Source organism: Kiloniella majae, assembly GCF_002118315.1.
In the GTDB taxonomy this organism is placed as follows: domain Bacteria; phylum Pseudomonadota; class Alphaproteobacteria; order Kiloniellales; family Kiloniellaceae; genus Kiloniella; species Kiloniella majae.
In genome coordinates this window covers 374159-390455 of record NZ_MTSZ01000002.1, presented here as the reverse complement: position 1 = coordinate 390455, position 16297 = coordinate 374159, and the positions used below count along the sequence as shown (strand labels likewise).

The 16297-nt window shown below is 45.2% G+C and carries 19 protein-coding genes and 1 riboswitch; of the genes, 6 read left to right on the top strand and 13 right to left on the bottom strand.

Translation table 11 applies throughout. From position 1 onward, the window contains the following. Positions 1-103: 103 nt before the first annotated feature. Entirely contained in the window at positions 104-712 is a 609-nt protein-coding gene (locus BKB51_RS07965) for an HAD family hydrolase (protein ID WP_085900558.1), read from the top strand. Positions 713-727: 15 nt separating this feature from the next. On the opposite strand, the gene BKB51_RS07960 is transcribed toward BKB51_RS07965, so the two are convergent. Further along, positions 728-1774 carry an L-threonylcarbamoyladenylate synthase gene (locus BKB51_RS07960; protein WP_085900557.1) on the bottom strand — a complete coding sequence of 349 codons (1047 nt, stop codon included), beginning with the start codon at positions 1772-1774 and terminating at the stop codon, positions 728-730. A gap of 14 nt (positions 1775-1788) precedes the next feature. Further along, a complete protein-coding gene (gene cysQ / locus BKB51_RS07955; RefSeq protein ID WP_085900556.1) occupies positions 1789-2646 on the bottom strand; it encodes a 3'(2'),5'-bisphosphate nucleotidase CysQ in 858 nt (285 codons plus the stop codon). Between the two features lie 247 nt (positions 2647-2893). Between cysQ and BKB51_RS07950 the strand changes: the two genes are divergently transcribed. From BKB51_RS07950 to BKB51_RS07940, 3 genes are all read left to right on the top strand, one after another. After that, positions 2894-3526: a hypothetical protein gene (locus BKB51_RS07950; protein ID WP_085900555.1), complete on the top strand. Its 633-nt coding sequence runs from the start codon at positions 2894-2896 to the stop codon at positions 3524-3526. 169 nt (positions 3527-3695) lie between these two features. Then, entirely contained in the window at positions 3696-4484 is a 789-nt protein-coding gene (locus BKB51_RS07945; RefSeq protein ID WP_085900554.1) for a hypothetical protein, read from the top strand. Between the two features lie 12 nt (positions 4485-4496). Continuing rightward, positions 4497-5072 carry a FlgO family outer membrane protein gene (locus tag BKB51_RS07940; protein ID WP_085900553.1) on the top strand — a complete coding sequence of 192 codons (576 nt, stop codon included), beginning with the start codon at positions 4497-4499 and terminating at the stop codon, positions 5070-5072. 81 nt (positions 5073-5153) lie between these two features. Here the strand turns inward: BKB51_RS07940 and BKB51_RS07935 are convergent, their stop codons facing one another. Together BKB51_RS07935 and ribB are read right to left on the bottom strand one after the other, a co-directional pair. Further along, a complete protein-coding gene (locus BKB51_RS07935; RefSeq protein WP_085900552.1) occupies positions 5154-5639 on the bottom strand; it encodes a DUF1203 domain-containing protein in 486 nt (161 codons plus the stop codon). A 176-nt stretch (positions 5640-5815) separates the two neighbouring features. Next, positions 5816-6505: a 3,4-dihydroxy-2-butanone-4-phosphate synthase gene (ribB, locus tag BKB51_RS07930; RefSeq protein WP_085900551.1), complete on the bottom strand. Its 690-nt coding sequence runs from the start codon at positions 6503-6505 to the stop codon at positions 5816-5818. 130 nt (positions 6506-6635) lie between these two features. After that, positions 6636-6817, bottom strand: a riboswitch (FMN riboswitch). Between the two features lie 152 nt (positions 6818-6969). Here ribB and BKB51_RS07925 point away from each other — a divergent pair. Further along, a complete protein-coding gene (locus tag BKB51_RS07925; RefSeq protein ID WP_218043984.1) occupies positions 6970-7389 on the top strand; it encodes a GNAT family acetyltransferase in 420 nt (139 codons plus the stop codon). A gap of 26 nt (positions 7390-7415) precedes the next feature. On the opposite strand, the gene map is transcribed toward BKB51_RS07925, so the two are convergent. From map to BKB51_RS07905, 4 genes are all read right to left on the bottom strand, one after another. Continuing rightward, positions 7416-8210: a type I methionyl aminopeptidase gene (map, locus tag BKB51_RS07920; protein ID WP_085900550.1), complete on the bottom strand. Its 795-nt coding sequence runs from the start codon at positions 8208-8210 to the stop codon at positions 7416-7418. Then, positions 8210-8467, bottom strand: a complete 258-nt coding sequence (locus BKB51_RS07915) for a ParD-like family protein (protein WP_085900549.1) — start codon at positions 8465-8467, stop codon at positions 8210-8212. The genes map and BKB51_RS07915 overlap by 1 nt, the downstream gene beginning before the upstream one ends. Before the next feature lie 72 nt (positions 8468-8539). Next, a complete protein-coding gene (locus tag BKB51_RS07910) occupies positions 8540-8929 on the bottom strand; it encodes a RidA family protein (protein WP_085900548.1) in 390 nt (129 codons plus the stop codon). Between the two features lie 35 nt (positions 8930-8964). Then, positions 8965-10194 carry a bifunctional alpha/beta hydrolase/OsmC family protein gene (locus tag BKB51_RS07905; RefSeq protein WP_085900547.1) on the bottom strand — a complete coding sequence of 410 codons (1230 nt, stop codon included), beginning with the start codon at positions 10192-10194 and terminating at the stop codon, positions 8965-8967. A 228-nt stretch (positions 10195-10422) separates the two neighbouring features. Between BKB51_RS07905 and yaaA the strand changes: the two genes are divergently transcribed. Then, positions 10423-11202, top strand: coding sequence for a peroxide stress protein YaaA (gene yaaA / locus BKB51_RS07900; protein ID WP_085900546.1), 780 nt, complete (start codon positions 10423-10425; stop codon positions 11200-11202). 49 nt (positions 11203-11251) lie between these two features. Here yaaA and BKB51_RS07895 read toward each other — a convergent pair whose 3' ends face one another. From BKB51_RS07895 to BKB51_RS07875, 5 genes are all read right to left on the bottom strand, one after another. Continuing rightward, on the bottom strand, positions 11252-11431 hold the full coding sequence (locus BKB51_RS07895) for a hypothetical protein (RefSeq protein ID WP_085900545.1): 180 nt from the start codon (positions 11429-11431) through the stop codon (positions 11252-11254). A 303-nt stretch (positions 11432-11734) separates the two neighbouring features. Further along, on the bottom strand, positions 11735-13750 hold the full coding sequence (locus tag BKB51_RS07890) for an ASKHA domain-containing protein (protein ID WP_085900544.1): 2016 nt from the start codon (positions 13748-13750) through the stop codon (positions 11735-11737). A gap of 211 nt (positions 13751-13961) precedes the next feature. Beyond that, positions 13962-14864: a dihydropteroate synthase gene (locus BKB51_RS07885; protein WP_085899188.1), complete on the bottom strand. Its 903-nt coding sequence runs from the start codon at positions 14862-14864 to the stop codon at positions 13962-13964. Between the two features lie 151 nt (positions 14865-15015). Beyond that, positions 15016-15942 carry a methylenetetrahydrofolate reductase gene (locus BKB51_RS07880; RefSeq protein WP_085900543.1) on the bottom strand — a complete coding sequence of 309 codons (927 nt, stop codon included), beginning with the start codon at positions 15940-15942 and terminating at the stop codon, positions 15016-15018. Between the two features lie 45 nt (positions 15943-15987). Beyond that, positions 15988-16293: a virulence factor gene (locus BKB51_RS07875; protein ID WP_085900542.1), complete on the bottom strand. Its 306-nt coding sequence runs from the start codon at positions 16291-16293 to the stop codon at positions 15988-15990. Positions 16294-16297 lie beyond the last annotated feature (4 nt).

Sequence of the window (16297 nt, the reverse complement as noted above, 5' to 3'; positions counted from 1 at the left end):
GGTTGATTGGTAAAGGGATGCTCTTAGCCTAAATCTCTTTTCTCTGGGGGGCCAGAATTATTCTATTACCCATTTGTTCTAACAGATTTTTCTTGAGAGATTCATGATAAAAAATGTTGTTTTTGATTTTGGTGGCGTGCTGATTGATTGGAATTTGCGATATCTTTATCAATCAGAATTTTCCACGACAGAAGAGATGGAGCGTTTCTTACGGGACGTCTTTACCTTTGACGCCAATCACAGACTGGATGCCGGGGAAAGCTTTTCCAGTGTTATTGGTGAGCTTCAGGAAAAGTTTCCGGAATATAAAGAGGTGCTCGCTCTGTTATTGACAAGATGGCCTGATACACTTGGGGATGAAATCACGGGAACGGTTGAAACGCTTGAAAAGCTCCATGCCCAACAGACACCACTTTATGGCTTAACAAATTGGTCGGAAGAGACATTTCCTCACGCGGAAGCACGCTTTCCATTTTTACAGTATTTCAAGGGTATAACTGTTTCCGGCACGGTGAAGCTGGCAAAGCCGGACCCGAGAATTTATCATCGCCTGTTATCTGATTTCTCTTTGGAAGCACAAGAGTGCGTTTTTATTGATGATCGTGAAGATAATATTATGGTCGCCAAGGATTTGGGTTTCAAAGTTATCCATTTCACGGATCCGGTACTCATGAACAAAGCGTTGCTAGAGTTTGGAATGCTAAAAGACTAGATTGAAATGCTGTTTTTATCTGGGGGCAGCAGCGCGTTTTAGTCGATCATTAATTGCAAGGCCCAAACCAGTGTCCGGGATTGGCATAACGGCAATGCCCCGGACATTCGGTTTTTGATCCAGTGCGTGAAGTGCTGCAAAAAGATTTGCTGCTGCCTCCAACAGGTCACCTTTTTCACTTAGATTGAGGTAGTACCCTGATCCTGTAAGTGGTTTATTGCCAAAGGCGAGTAGTGCTTCATCTGCTGCAACGTCTACTGCGTTCAACCGCAGTGGCAGTGTGGGAGCATAATGGCTTTTCAATAATCCCGGAGATTTAAGCGGATCAGAGGGCTGTAATGTATCTTCTGTTGTTTCATCCCCGGATGAAGATTCTGCTTTGCGTTCCATCAACGACTTGCCAAGTTGGATGGAACCAATAACGTCTTCTATCTCTTCCCTGGTGATATTTCCCGGCCGAAGCAAGACGGGAACTTCCCCTGTTAAGTCAATGACTGTTGATTCAAGGCCAACTGTGCAGGCTTTATCCTTGCCGTCGAGGATACAGGATACTTTTCCTCCAAGCGAGTAGGCGACGTGCTCTGATTTAGTTGGGCTTATTTTTCCTGAAGCATTGGCGCTGGGGGCTGCGAGTGGAAGGCCGGACTGTTGGAGTAAAGCATGGGCGATCGGGTGCCCTGGAACACGTACTGCGAGACTTGGAAGACCAGCAGAACAAAGCTCGGCAATATCACAGTTTTCAGTTCGCGGAAGTACTAACGTTAAAGGGCCAGGCCAGAAGGCATGGGCTAGCTTTTGAGCTTTTGCATTGAAGCTTACCCGTTTCTCAGCTTCTGTAATATCTGGGAAGTGCACGATCAAGGGGTTGAAGCTAGGTCTTCCTTTCGCTTCATAGATTGATGCACAGGCTTTTGCATTTGTTGCATTAGCGCCAAGCCCATAAACGGTTTCCGTTGGAAATGCGACCAGCTTGCCTGAACGTAGCAAGTTACAAGCATGTTCCAATCCTGCTTGATTTGCATCAAAGATATTTGGATATCTGTTTTTGGGGGCTGATACCATCGGATAATTTCGGTTTATTTCTCTTCTGCGGGAAGGTCTTCATCTGACAAATCAAATCCGGCATCCAGATGTTCGCCTTCGGCAACAAAATATGGATTTCGGAAATTAAACTTCCCATAAGTCAAAGGATCTCCATCCGCATCGCTAAGATGTCCTCCGGCAGCAAGAAGAACTGCGTGGGCTGCCGCTGTATCCCATTCCATGGTTGGGCCAAAGCGCGGGTAAAGATCTGCTCTACCTGCCGCGATCAGGCAAATCTTCAGGGAAGAACCTGCCCCGATTTGTTCATTGATTTTACGGGTTTTTAGAAAAGCGTTTAAGTCGTCGTTATCGCCGTGGCGTCGGCTGGCAACAACTGTAGCGCCTTCGGCGGGAATAGGTCGAACTTGAGCAACAATTGGTTCGTAACCTTCTTCAAAGAAAACACAGATATCTGCAGAAACCCAGGTTAATCCTTTTGCGGGAGCATGGACAACGCCTGCGACGGGAATACCATTTTCAATCAGGCCAATGTTAACGGTGAATTCTCCATTTTTGTTGATAAATTCTTTTGTGCCATCAACAGGATCAACCAGCCAGAATAATCCATTATCAATTTCAGGCGTTTCGCCTGCTGAAGCGGCTTCTTCTGAAACCACGGGAATATCGGGCGTAACAGTATTTAGTGCTCCAAGTATGAATGCTTCTGCTGCTTTATCGGCTTCTGTTACAGGAGATGAGTCATCTTTTTTCTCTACCTCAATACCGGAAGGTCTGTTGTAGATTTCCATGATGATGTCACCTGCCCGTTGAGCAATCATGAGCAGCGCATTCATCAAATCACGGTTGTCATCGTGAACAGGAATTTCTGTTGGAATTTGCAGATGGCTCATTGATGTCTCCTTGGGTGAGCTGTCTATCATAGCTCTGATATGTTGTTATCAGTATCTCCAGGATGAAGCTGGTAGCTTATCTATCTTGTGCTGTCTAGAATTTTACATGCATAACCGTTCATCTCTGACGGTATAAACACAGAAATGTTATCTCTTTCAATGTTGAGGTGGCGATATCTTATTGCAATGGATGTTGCCTAATGGCATTTGTGCTGTTGATTATTTTCTATTGGTATGGAGTTGGCTTGTGTCCAAAGGCTTATTAATTTCTGGCGTGTTCTTGTCACTGGCTGTTTCTGGCTGCAATGTTACAAAACCATCAGAGAAAGCTTTGTCTCATTTATCTACGTCTTATGCTGTTGATGAAATTGGCTACTGTTATGGTCATGGTTGTCAGCACAAAGGCCAGGTTTCATTGAATGAGGGGCAGTGGCATGAAATTCAAAAACTATTTAAAGCCAGAGATCTTTCCGCTGCAGAAGAACGTCAGGCAATAACGGTTGCTATCGGGTATATTGAACGGATTGCGGGCCAACAAAATGGAACAGATAAAGATAAGGCGGGTACCTTCCTGGGGGATGTTGGCGATCGACAGCTTGATTGCATCGATGAAGCAGTAAATGCGTCTAACTTTATCTCACTTATGGAAAGAGACGGTTTGCTGAAACATCATGCATTGCAAGAACCACAGCTAAGAAGTTGGGTTAGTGGCAATATTCTGCATGCAACAGCAGTTTTAGAACAGGTTTCCGGAAAAGAGAATAACAAGACTTCTATGTGGTCAGTTGACAGCTCTTTCTTCAAGAACGGTGAAAATGCCACGGTGTCTCCTCTTGATCAGTGGCAGACAGGCTGGGTTCCTGAAGGTGGCGTGAATTAATTCATACTGGTTGTTCAAATTGACCGACGTTTGAGTTAAGCGTCATTTGAAAAAATAGCGGTACAGCCAAAAATTAACGGTACAGAAAGAGTTTATCAGTAAACAGGTATTAGGCATTAATGCTAGTGCCAAAGTTTACTGTGTGTTGAATCTGTATTGGAGATGCTTCATGTTGAAGCCAGCCGTGATACTTCTGGCCGTTGCCAGTTTTACCCTTTCTGCTTGTGGAAAGCCTTGGGTAAAACGAGATCAGCAACCACAAACGACTCATAGCCAATATAAAGTTCTCACATGGAATGATTGGAATCTTCTCGGACAGCGATCTTCTGCCCGTATCGTTTCTGATTTGGCAGCTATGCCGGACTTTGGGGTTTCGCCTGTTGTCGAGGCTTCTTCCACTGACAGCAAAACGAAAGAGATTGTTAGCTATTCTTCCCCCAAACCCTTTTATGTTCAACCTGGTCCGTTTGATATGCCTTTTAGCAGGGCCTTTAAACGCATTTTAGAAAACGAACTCCTGGCAACGGGAGTACCGGTTGTTTCATCGCCCAAAGGGGCGATTATTGTGAACTATCAAGTGCAAAGCTTTTTTTATGATGATGAGGGGTATCGCTTACCAGCGTCACCTGAATCAGTTTTTGGCTTGGCAACGGCTATCGGTATTAAAGAGTACGGTAACTGGGGGACGTTAAGCACAATTGGTGCTGGACTGGTGGCAACAGAACTTGTCAGAGGACTTATTGATTTTGGCGCTGTGACAGACGCTGAAATGGTTTTGACGACATCAATCGCTCATGGTGCAGAGCTCGTTCATCAAAAATCAGAAGTCCTTTACGTACGCCCTGAAGAGCTTTCTCTTTATATGACCAGTTTACCTGCTGACCGCCCTGTACGCGCAACTGCGACAGGGACGGAAGAGAAGCTACCTGTTCAAACCATCGCCATTGTGACGCAGTAGGGAGTTACGATAATGAAACGTCTTTTTCTTTCAACTGTGTTGTTCATCGGATTAGCCGGCTGTTCGCCTGAATCTCTTAACATCTATAGTGAGCCTGTTGAAAAATCAGAAGTAACTGTAGAGCTATTACCGGAAGTTTATCGTGCTGCTGATACCCTTGTGATGACTTCTAACCAAGTCTTGGATCAAAATGCATCCGTTCTTGTTGCTTCGATTGTTGATATCGATGCGCTGGAGACCAGCTCGACATTTGGACGTACAGTCAGTGAACAGCTTTCAGGTCGTATTGCTCAACTGGGATACAGTGTTTCAGAGGTTAAAATGCGTGATTCACTCGCTGTTCGCCCAAGGCAAGGCGAATTGATGCTTTCCAGAGATCTTGCCTTTTTGGCGGGACGACAGAATGCTCAGGCTGTTTTAACTGGAACCTATTCTATCAGTGAGCATAGTGTTTTTGTTAATCTGCGCCTACTCCGCGCTGGGGATGGCCGCATTCTCTCAGCCACAGATTTTCGAATTGAAAAAGATGCAGATATTGCTTCTATGTTACCCAAGAAAACGAATGGCGGATGGGTTCTTGTTCAGTAACTAGGAGCGTTCGTTAAAGAAACAAAAGCCCTGTTTAAACACAGGGCTTTTATATTTTGCTACGATCTAGTTAGTCTAAAATCAAGCACGTTCAATACGGCAGGTAAAGCAATTATTCGTAGCGGATCTTGCGTGTACATAGGCAATGTTATCTGCTTCGAACATTTTTAGAGCTTCTGCCTTAATATCAGATGATTTGATCGTTTTACCGGTGCCGTAAACGATCTTGTTATCACTATTGTAGCCGCGGATTAGCGTTATTCCCTGGGATTGAATGTTATCTGGAATATTTCCGTTACTGTGGTGAACTTCACAAGTTTTGCTGTGGAGGAAAATAGGGCCGGATTCAGCATAGGGTTGCTTCTGTGGAAAAGGGCGATAGGAAATTACCAGCACTTCTTCATCCTTTTCAATTCCTTTCAGGCAATGGCGACAGGGAAAACCATTCCCGTCAGAGATTAACTTCTCAGGAACTAAGCCGTTCTCATCTTTACCACCGGCTTGAATGTGACGTGCATGCTCTGTCGGAATTGCAATAAATTTTACATTGGGTTTTTGTGCTGACATAGATACCTCCATACTTAATGTTTATAAGAGATAACCAAAGAATAATTTTCTAGAACATCTGATTCTTGCCCTGTAATTCAAAAAAGGGGAAATTCAAAAAAAGGGGCAAAAAGAAAAAGGCCCCTTAGGTGTAAGAGGCCTTTTTAGGATAGTGAGCAAAGAAATTACCGTCTATTTTACACGGCGATTGCAGCCGTTTCTGTTTTCTTGCGGTACAAGATAATATCGTCAATGGATACAACAGGCAGATCGTGTTTTTGTCCGAATTCAATGATTTCGGGCAGACGAGCCATTGTGCCATCCGGGTTGGTCACTTCGCATAAAACACCAGCAGGTTTCCATCCAGCCATTGCTGACAGATCACAGGTTGCTTCTGTGTGTCCTTGACGGGTTAGAACCCCGCCAGCCATGGCCCGTAAAGGGAATACATGACCCGGGCGAGCCAAATCATCGGGTTTACAGTCATCAGCAATTGCAGTTTTAACTGTTGTCACGCGGTCTGCTGCAGATACGCCGGTGGTGACGCCAACCTTAGCTTCGATGGTGACGGTAAAACCTGTTCCCATTGATGAGTTGTTGTCCTGCACCATCTGCGGCAAATCTAGACTGCGAAGTTTTTCATCCGTCATGCAGAGACAGACAATGCCGCTGCATTCGCGGATGAGCATTGCCATTTGTTCATTGGTGAGAGTCTCTGCAGCGAAAATAAGATCGCCTTCATTTTCACGGTCTTCGTCATCAACGACGAGGACTCCCTTGCCTGCACGCATAGAAGAAAGAGCTTTTTCTACTCTTTCGTATGGCGTGCCGAACTGCGCCAGCAGAGACTGGTGAGTATTACTATGATCGTTTGCGATCTGATTCATGGTTGTCACTCCTAATAAGCGGCGTAACCAGAATCAGGGCGTGTTCAGAAAGGGCGAATGACGACATCTGTCAAAGATACAGCTCATCCGCACACGCAGAACAAACAGGCTTATCGCGATGCTTATTCCTGCCTATCCTCTCCCATCCGGACTGTTACCGTCGGCTCTGGAGTTTCACCAGATCTGCTGACCCCTTGATTCTTCGATCTTGAAAGATCTTAAAACCAAGGGCGCTCGCGGGCTTCTTTTTTCTACATACTGTATCTAAAAGTTACCGCCGGTCGGGAATTTCACCCTGCCCTGAGAACAAGCGCCTAATTGCACATACTCAAAAGAAACTTCTTTCAAGTGTGCTAACCCTAGACCAATATCTTTGAGCTAGGCAAGTCGGAAACCGCCAATTTTGACAAAATATGCGACTTGTTCAAGGAAGCATCAGGCAACGATAGTGTGATAAAGAGGAAATGATGGATATCAGGTCTTATAAACCAGAAGACAGGGGAGGTGTAATTCGTTTATGGCAAGAAGATGATCCCAATCCAGCACCTTGGAATAAAGCGGCTGATATTCTGGATAACAAGCAGAGTTATCAACCGGGGCTAATCTTTGTTGTTGAGGACAGCGGGGCAATTGTGGGAACCGTCATGGCGGGCTATGATGGTCGTCGTGGCTGGATATATAGTGTTGTTGTTACACCGACACATAGACGCAAAGGAATTGCCAGTAAGCTACTTGCTCTTGCCGAAAAGGAGCTTGTTTCTCTTGGCTGTACGAAATTGAATTTACAAGTACGCGATGGCAATGAAGGGGCTGTGAAGCTATATGAAAGCCTTGGCTACTGCGTTGAACCTCGCGTTAGTATGGGCAAGCGGTTAGGTGGCTAAATTGCCACTTATGCCATTGTCACAATTTACGACGTTGTCCTCGGTATAAACTCTTTCTCTTCATCGCGATAGGTCAAGATTTCATATCCTGTGGCTGTTACCAGTATTGTGTGCTCACATTGGGCTGATAAGCGTCTGTCTTTTGTTGATACTGTCCAACCATCAGGATGCTGCCTTATTGCTGCCTTTCCCTGATTGATCATGGGCTCAATTGTAAAGGTCATACCTTCTTTGAGAACGATGCCTTCTCCAGGCTTTCCGTAGTGTCTGACCTCTGGGGGCTCATGCATTTTTGAGCCAATACCATGGCCACAAAACTCCCGAACAACGGAGTACCCGTTTTTTTCAGCGAGAGATTGGATGGTAAAACCAATATCCCCAAAGGTATTGCCGGGTTTTACGATTTTTATAGCCTGATACAAACATTCCCGTGTGATGTCGATTAGCTTTAGTGCATGTGGTTGGGTTTTGCCAACTGTAAACATCTTGCTGCTATCACCGTAATAGCCATCTTTTAAAACGGTTAAATCGACATTGATGATATCGCCTTTTTTAAGTTTTGCAGATTTCGATGGTATGCCGTGGCATATAACATGATTAACTGATGTATTGACTGCAAAGGGATAGTTGTACTGGCCTTTGCTTCCCGGTACAGCACTCAACTGGTATTGAATGAAGTCATCGCAAAAATCATTGATCTCCATTGTTGAGATCCCGGGCGTAATAATACCTTTGACCTGATCGAGAACTTGGGCGGTAAGTGCGCCAGCAAGACGCATCTTCTCAATCTCTGCGACTGTTTTAATGACGGGTTGTTGCATTAGTTGCCAGTGTTTGTATTGACTTGGTTCTTGGGGGTTTTATTCACTCGCGTATTTTGATTTTCCGGTTGGCTGGATTGTTCTGCTTCTTTTAGAAGTAGAGAGAGGATCTCGCCATAATTAAACCCCGGGTTTCTTTCCGCAAGCATACCAACCTTCATCCAATGTTCTGCCTGGGCATTAATTGATCTGGTCATGGCTTTGCTTGCGATACGAATATTTTCATGTGTTTCGCTGGATACCTTTACAATTCCCATTTAACGAATCCGTATATGTTTTGTATATGGATTATATATAATTTGATTGATGGAGGTTCAAGCTTATATTTATTAGTTACGGTTTGCGATTACCTTTATTTCGATAATTGCCCCTGATACAGCGAGTTCAGATACACCTATTGCTGTCCAAGCCGGATAAGGTTGTCTAATAAATTTATCTTTAACAGTCATGAAATCAGACAGATGTTCTTGTAAGCCTACATGATAGGTGGTCATCTCCACAATATTATCAAAGGTAAGTCCTGCCTCTTTAAGCGATTTTTCTATGGTGAGAAAAGATTGCTCGGCTTGGCCTGCAATATCTGGAGAGATCGTCCCATCAAGACGACGTCCGGTACAGCCAGCACAAAAAAGGAAGTCTCCGCTGATTATTGCGGGAGAAAAGTGCCAAGAGGTGTAATTTTCTTGCAAGTCTTTAGGAACCACTGGGGTTTTTGTCATAAAAAGCTACTCTTTGTTGAAGGGGAAAAGATAGGCTAAGAATTATCTACCAATTTGTCCTGCACAACAATTTTGTTTTCCAGCGTCTTATGAACTGGACATTTTCCGGCAATTTCTAGCAAGCGTTGGCGTTGTTCGTCTGTAAGCTTTTCACCGACGAGGGTGATGTTGCGGGAAATGACGTCGATTTGTCGTCCTGATTGTTCGCAATCTGCGCTATCCTGACAATGTTCTCTTGTGTGGGCTAATTCAACATCCAGATCTTCAAGCGGCCATTGTTTATGATTGGCGTACATTCGGATTGTCATTGATGTACAAGCACCCAGTGCCGCCAGTAACATTTCGTAAGGATCTGGTCCCTGATTGCCGCCACCCATCGTCAAGGGTTCATCCGCAAGCCAGTTGTGATGATCTGTTTTTATATGTCTTAAGAAGGCTTTGTTCTCTTCCTTGACGATGACATGCCCTTTTTCTGGTTCGGGCGTACTTTCATGAGGAGAAGAGGAGGACGATAGATAGCGTTCTACCCAAGCTGCAATTGTATGTCCAACATAGGCTGCATCGGCTGCATTAGTTAGTAGGTGATCAGCCTGATCCAACGAGATGAAACTTCTGGGATGTTTGGCAGCTGTAAAAATCTTGCTCGCTTCGTCAATGCTGACAGTGGTATCGCGTGGTGAGTGAAACACTAACAATGCTTTTCTCAGATTACCGATGTGTTCTTTCATATTGTGGTTAGAGATATCGGTCAGGAATTGTTTGGTTATATTAAAAGTTCTGCTGCCCAGTTGAACAGGGGCGACGCCTTCGTTCTCAATTGTTTCTACCTGATCTGAGAAAAGATGACTTACATGTTCTGGATCACTTGGTGCGCCAATCGTGATTACGGCTTCGGCTTCGGGAATGTCCTTTGCAGCGGCGAGGACTGCGGCACCGCCAAGGCTATGACCAATTAGCAGGCTGGGTGCTTGATACTGTTCTTTAAGTAATTTTGATGCCGCGACTAAGTCTGCAACATTGGATGAGAAGTTAGTGTTACCAAAATCACCGTTACTTCCCCCAAGTCCGGTAAAGTCAAAGCGCAATACTGCAAATCCCTTTTCCACGAGACTACGGCTGATCCGTGTTGCTGCGGGGATATCTTTACCGCAGGAAAAACAGTGGGCAAAAAGGGCATATCCCAAAGGTTTCTGGTTGGGCAGTTCTAGGGCCCCTGAGAGTTCATTTCCTTGAGTATTTTCAAAAGTAAGCTTGATGCGCTGCATGAATGTATCCGCTGGATTGTGTGGAGACGGGGGTTGGGAGGTGAATACTAGCACGTGTAAAGAAATTTGGGATGTAAGGTTTTAGTGATCGCCTGTGATTGATGGTGTGATTGTTGTAATAACCGAAAAAACATCTGTAACGTTATTATGGTTCTTGTTTGATCAGGTTTTAGTTCTTACCTTATGGAGGAAATAGAAATTCTTTAAATCTAAAATTTTGAGGTCCTTATGTTAGCTGTCGTTTCTCCTGCAAAAAAACTAGATGAGAGTGCTGCTAAAATTGATTTCCTGACGTCTCAACCCGTGTTCGAGAACCAAATACAGGACCTTCTTTCTGTAGCGAAAGATCTAACCCGTGCAGATCTTCGTAATTTGATGAGTATCAGTGAAAACCTGGCTGATTTAAATTATCAGCGTTATCGGAATTTTTCTTTCCCTTTTACTCAGGATAACGCCAAGGTCGCTGTTGATACCTTCAAGGGAGATACATATGTCGGTCTTGATGCTGAAAGCCTGAGTGAAGATGAATTAAGATATGCTCAAGACCATCTTCGTATTCTCTCTGGGCTTTACGGGGTGCTTCGTCCTCTTGATTTAATGCAGCCATACCGTTTGGAGATGGGAACAAAGCTTCGAAATCCCCATGGCGAAGATCTTTATGATTTCTGGGGCGATCAAATCAGCAAAGAATTGAACACTCAGCTTGCAGGTCATCGTGATAGAATATTGGTCAATGTGGCTTCGAATGAGTATTTTAAAGCTGTGAAGAAAGATAAATTAGAGGCCACGGTCATTACACCTGTCTTTAAGGAAGTTAAAGATGGGGTCGCTAAAATCATCAGTTTCCCAGCAAAACGCGCACGCGGTATGATGGCACGATTTATTATTCAAGGGCGAATTGATAAGGCTGTGGGGCTAAAAGATTTTACTGCCGGGGGGTATTCTTACCGATCTGATCTTTCAAATGCATCAGAGTTTGTATTTACCCGTGAGCACGGCAAAGCTTAAAGATCTGTCGTTTTAGCCGAAGCTAACATAGTTCTTTGATCCGTGGGACTCAGTGTGTTGTCTGTAGAGCTTGTACTTGCTGTTTAATTACCTTTAGGGCGCCGTTAAAACCGTGCTTCTCAAGCTGGTAGGCAACAACACCACCATAGGCTCTTTTGCTTATACCAAAAGTTTGGTGCGTGATGTTATCCTCAGCAAGACGGGTTTCCAGTTGTTCTGTTGTCGGCATTTCCTTTTGCCTCCTTTACTTCGTCTCTTGTAGTTCGAGACGAAAACATTGATGCCTTGCCTGTGACATTTTTCTGTTCATATTGGGATTATACAGTACCAAATAGTTAATGAAAAGTTAATTTATTAACTTTTGTTAATGTTTATGTTTGAAATGTGTCTGAAAAATCAATCTGAAGGATTAATTTTAAAGTAAGATTGATTTTTGGTGATGGTTTTTTGAAACATGATGGTGTGAATAAAAAAGGGGCGAATTAAATCCGCCCCTTACATGTTTTACTTGTCGTTTTTAGGTGGTTTGGCCTTAACGTCTGCGACGACGTCTACGACCACCTTCGGCTGATCCTTCCGCTGCAGGCGCACCTACTTTGCGCTCGGGAAGGTTGACCACCTTTGCCAGATTAACAAATTCGTCAACGGTATTGGGCATGCCCATAGCATTGACAAAGTGTTCCTGGAATTTTGGTTCAACGGCCGTTTCAATTTTTTCAACACGGCCAACGACATCTTCAATCTCTTTGCGGGCAGCCTTGTTAAGCAGGGCGATACGCGCCCCTGTGCCAGCTGCATTCCCGGCTGACTTTACACGCTCTAGATCACAATCAGGTATCAGGCCAATTACCATGGCGTACTTAACGTCAATATGGCTGCCAAAAGCGCCGGCAAGTTGAATGCGGTCGATAGTTTCCACACCCAGCTTTTCCATGAGTAATTTTACCCCGGCATAAAGAGCAGCCTTTGCCAATTGAATGGCTCTGACATCTGTTTGAGTTACAGTGATCAAGGGTTCGTTCTCACTGATTACATAGTCGTAGGTTTTCCCGTTAAACTTAACACGGGGTGATTTTTCTGAGAGAGAACCATCAATGATGCCATCTGTTTGAATAATGCCCGCCAGGAACATTTCGCCGATAGCTTCAATGATGCCCGAGCCACAAATACCAGTAACACCAGTAGATTTGGTTTGCTCAGCAAAGCCGTCTTCATCTGACCAGAGATCACAACCGATCACTCTATATCTTGGCTCCAGCGTTTCCGGGTCAATTCTAATACGCTCGATGGCACCGGGTGCAGCCCGTTGTCCGCTTGTAATTTGCGCGCCTTCAAAAGCTGGTCCTGTCGGGGATGAACAGGCTAGCAATCTGTCTTTGTTGCCAAGAACAATCTCTGCATTGGTGCCGACATCACAGATAAGCGTTACTTCGTCCTGAAGATGAGGACCTTCGGAGAGAATGACACCAGCTGTATCCGCACCAACATGACCTGCGATACAGGGAAGAATATAAACGCGCCCATCCGGACTTATGTTGAGACCAAGCTCGCTGGCATAGAGATCGATGGATGAATTCAGTGTAAGGGCAAAAGGTGCGCCGCCAAGCTCTGTGGGGTCAATACCTAGCAAGAGATGATGCATAACAGGGTTACCAACAAAGGTCATGCTCAGAATATCTGTGCGTTCAATATTGCCTTCGTCTGCGACCACCCCGATGACGATATCCAGCGCTTCCCGAACGGCTACGGTCATTTCCTTATCGCCACCTGGGTTCATCATGACATATGAAACACGGCTCATAAGGTCTTCGCCAAAACGAATTTGGGGGTTCATGATCCCGGATGATGCGGTGACTTCACCTGTTTGAAGGTCACACAGATGTGCAGCAACTGTGGTTGAGCCCAAATCGACGGCAATACCAAAAGCGTTTTCTTTATAACCGGGCCAAACGGCGATAATAGTTTTCTCATTTTCAACTGCAACCGTTACCTGCCATTTTCCTTTTCTCAGAACGGGTTGTAGCGTCTGTAACGTCCTCAGATCACAATGTAAGTTCTTGAGACCCCATTGTGCTTCAAGGGCATCTTCCAGTCGCTCCAAGTCACCGGAGGGATGATGCATATCTGGTTCAGCAACTTCGACATAATGCAGTCGAATAGGTGGGTCGATTTCGATTTCACGAACATCAGCACGCTTGCGCACAACTTGTTTGTGGACCTGACTCTCGGCAGGAACATCAATCAGAAGATCGCCTTCGATCATGGCTTGGCAGGATAAACGCCGTCCTTCTTTCATGCCCTTTTTACTGGCATAGCGCTCTTCTACACTGGAAAAGCCAGTCATGTTAGAGCAAGAGCTGACAATTTTGTGTTTCGCGAACTCACCTTCGCCGGCTTCAACCTGACAACGTCCACAAATGCCGCGACCACCACAGACTGAATCAATATCAACACCTAGGCTACGGGCAGCTGTTAAGACAGACGTTCCGACTGGAAAATCGCCACGACGACCAGAAGGGGTAAATACGATATGTGCATTCTTAGCCACGGATCTCTCCTTGTACCTTTGCCCCTTGTTAGCGTTATTATACGTGTTGGCATATGACACGTGGGGCTATGCTTTTGCTTTTAGGATCTTTGTTTGGGATAAAACTATATCCGTTATCAAAGAGAATTGTCTTACTAAGATAAAAAAGGCCCTCTTCGTAAATCACAAGAAGAGAGCCTTTGTATAACTACCAACTATTCGGTGGAGCTACTTAGGCTCGTTTACGTCTGTTGCGACGCTCGCCACGTGCGCTGACCTGACCTTCAGGTACAGGCTCACGGTATTTTGCAATCCACTTCAGGCAATCCTGATCTTTTGCAAGTAGAACGTCAGAGGCACGGATACCGGCCAGTTCTTCTTCGTGCAATGGGTTCATGATTGCAGATGTCATACCAGCAGCAGCTGCCATGGCGAGGAAGTGTGCGTTCATGGCGTGACGGTTCGGTAGGCCGAATGAAATGTTGGATGCGCCACAGGTGGTGTTGACACCAAGTTCTGTTTTTAGACGGTGGAGCAGGGCAAAGACCTGTTTCCCGGCTGTGCCCATGGCACCAATTGGCATCACGAGGGGATCAACAACAACGCGATCGTGAGAAATACCGTGATCAGCAGCACGCTCAACAATTTTCTTGGCTACTTCGTACCGTACGTTCGGATCTTCAGAGATACCGGTCTCATCGTTGGAAATAGCAACTACAGCAGCGTCATACTTTTTAACAAGCGGTAGAACGCGCTCAAGAGATTCATCTTCACCAGTTACCGAATTAACAAGCGCACGACCTTTATATACTTTCAGACCAGCTTCCAGCGCATCAATGATGGAAGAGTCAATGCAAAGGGGAAGATCTGTCAGGCCCTGAACCAGTTGAATGGTTTCTGCAAGGATTTTCGGCTCATCCGCCAGGGGAATGCCTGCGTTGACGTCCAGCATGTGTGCGCCTGCTGCAACCTGTGCCAGACAATCGGCTTCAACACGGCTGTAATCGCCATTGGCCATTTCTTCCGCAAGCTTCTTACGGCCTGTCGGGTTGATCCGCTCACCAATAATACAGAAGGGATCATCAAAACCAATTGCGATCTCTTTGGTCGCTGAACTAACGATCGTACGGGTCATATCGGTGCGTCTCCGGTAAAGTAGGGGCTTATGAGCTAAGCCATATGTTCTTAATTATGTATAGGACTTATATCAGAATTGCCTCTGCCGAATAGTCCTTTCAGGTAACTATTCGGCTATAGAAGCGACAAAATGACAAATTTTGACAATATTACCCGATATCACGGTTTACTTTGAAGCCTTTGCCCTTTGGATCAACAGTGAAGTCTCCGTCAGTAACAGCGTAACTCCAGGCTGCGGATTTTTTCATACCACCCAATGGATACATATGAACTTTTTTAATGCCGCAATTAGGGTCTTCTGCGTGATAGCGGGCAAGATCCATAACCAGTTTGTCCGGGGCATTGACTGTCATCAGCTTTGCTATGTTTTTGGCTTGCCGGGTCAGAACACGCATTGAAGAGCCAATACCACAAGCTTTCGCATGGTTCATAAGTGTTTTCAGGGTCGCTAAGCCGGGGACGCCAAGATGTATTGGAAGCTTGTTGCCTTCGGCTTGAATTTTTTTGTCCCAGGCAATAATAGGTTCTGCTTCAAAGCAGAACTGTGTTGCGATGTACATGTAAGCATCGGTTTGCTCTTTGAAGGCATTTTTCCATGCAATGGCTTCGCGTAGACCAGCTTCGTTGATGTCGGGACTTCCTTCAGGATGACCAGCAACACCAATAGACTTGATGCCGTATTTGTCAAATAGGCCCGTTTCCATTAACTGCATGGAGCTTTCGAACTCGCCAAGTGGTTTGTCAACGGCACCGCCAAGGGCAACAGCGTGTTCAATGCCAACTTCGCCCTGCAGGGATTTTAGGTATTCTTCAAAATCATTATGAGAGCGAATTGAGCGTGCGGCAAAGTGTGGAAGGGGAATAAAACCTTCGTCTTTGAGGCGTTTCGATGTTGAAACCGTATCAGCAAAATCAGAGCCGGGCAGGAAGGTCACAGCAATTTCTGTTCCTGGGCGAAGGTGCACACGATAATCGGGTGTCTTCAACGCCGATCCCGGTGTTGTTTCAATTGTAAAACCAGTCATGAAGTCGATGATTTGTTGTTTTACGACTTCTGGATTGAACTCTGTACTCATCTCATTAAACCTAAATGGGCGTTAGTCTTTAGCTTAACTGGCGACTTAACTATCGTTGGAAAGGCCACCGTTTTGAACGAGGGCATTTAATTTTTCGTCGGTGTATTCATTTTCGATCTTTGTTGCCATAGCTTGAGCTTCGGCCTCCAGATCATCCCCACAGTCTGTAGGATCGCTTCTGCGCCAGTGTTCCAGATAAGAATCACTGTCTTTTAGCTTGGCTTTCATCGCAGCGCGGTCGATTGCTTTTTCAAAGCGTTCGTGCAGTTGAATCTTTGCATTCTTACGACCTGCTTTAACGATAACCTGGGCAGGAATGTCCCGCCAATAAACAAGTGTTAACTTGGCCAATGTA

What these genes read in the sequence shown, in the direction of transcription:
- BKB51_RS07965 (WP_085900558.1), top strand. Translation starts at nt 104, where the DNA reads ATGATAAAAAATGTTGTTTTTGATTTTGGTGGCGTGCTGATTGATTGG.
- BKB51_RS07960 (WP_085900557.1), bottom strand. Translation starts at nt 1,774, where the DNA reads ATGGTATCAGCCCCCAAAAACAGATATCCAAATATCTTTGATGCAAAT.
- cysQ (WP_085900556.1), bottom strand. Translation starts at nt 2,646, where the DNA reads ATGAGCCATCTGCAAATTCCAACAGAAATTCCTGTTCACGATGACAAC.
- BKB51_RS07945 (WP_085900554.1), top strand. Translation starts at nt 3,696, where the DNA reads ATGTTGAAGCCAGCCGTGATACTTCTGGCCGTTGCCAGTTTTACCCTT.
- BKB51_RS07940 (WP_085900553.1), top strand. Translation starts at nt 4,497, where the DNA reads ATGAAACGTCTTTTTCTTTCAACTGTGTTGTTCATCGGATTAGCCGGC.
- BKB51_RS07935 (WP_085900552.1), bottom strand. Translation starts at nt 5,639, where the DNA reads ATGTCAGCACAAAAACCCAATGTAAAATTTATTGCAATTCCGACAGAG.
- ribB (WP_085900551.1), bottom strand. Translation starts at nt 6,505, where the DNA reads ATGAATCAGATCGCAAACGATCATAGTAATACTCACCAGTCTCTGCTG.
- BKB51_RS07925 (WP_218043984.1), top strand. Translation starts at nt 6,970, where the DNA reads ATGATGGATATCAGGTCTTATAAACCAGAAGACAGGGGAGGTGTAATT.
- map (WP_085900550.1), bottom strand. Translation starts at nt 8,210, where the DNA reads ATGCAACAACCCGTCATTAAAACAGTCGCAGAGATTGAGAAGATGCGT.
- BKB51_RS07915 (WP_085900549.1), bottom strand. Translation starts at nt 8,467, where the DNA reads ATGGGAATTGTAAAGGTATCCAGCGAAACACATGAAAATATTCGTATC.
- BKB51_RS07910 (WP_085900548.1), bottom strand. Translation starts at nt 8,929, where the DNA reads ATGACAAAAACCCCAGTGGTTCCTAAAGACTTGCAAGAAAATTACACC.
- BKB51_RS07905 (WP_085900547.1), bottom strand. Translation starts at nt 10,194, where the DNA reads ATGCAGCGCATCAAGCTTACTTTTGAAAATACTCAAGGAAATGAACTC.
- yaaA (WP_085900546.1), top strand. Translation starts at nt 10,423, where the DNA reads ATGTTAGCTGTCGTTTCTCCTGCAAAAAAACTAGATGAGAGTGCTGCT.
- BKB51_RS07895 (WP_085900545.1), bottom strand. Translation starts at nt 11,431, where the DNA reads ATGCCGACAACAGAACAACTGGAAACCCGTCTTGCTGAGGATAACATC.
- BKB51_RS07885 (WP_085899188.1), bottom strand. Translation starts at nt 14,864, where the DNA reads ATGACCCGTACGATCGTTAGTTCAGCGACCAAAGAGATCGCAATTGGT.
- BKB51_RS07880 (WP_085900543.1), bottom strand. Translation starts at nt 15,942, where the DNA reads ATGAGTACAGAGTTCAATCCAGAAGTCGTAAAACAACAAATCATCGAC.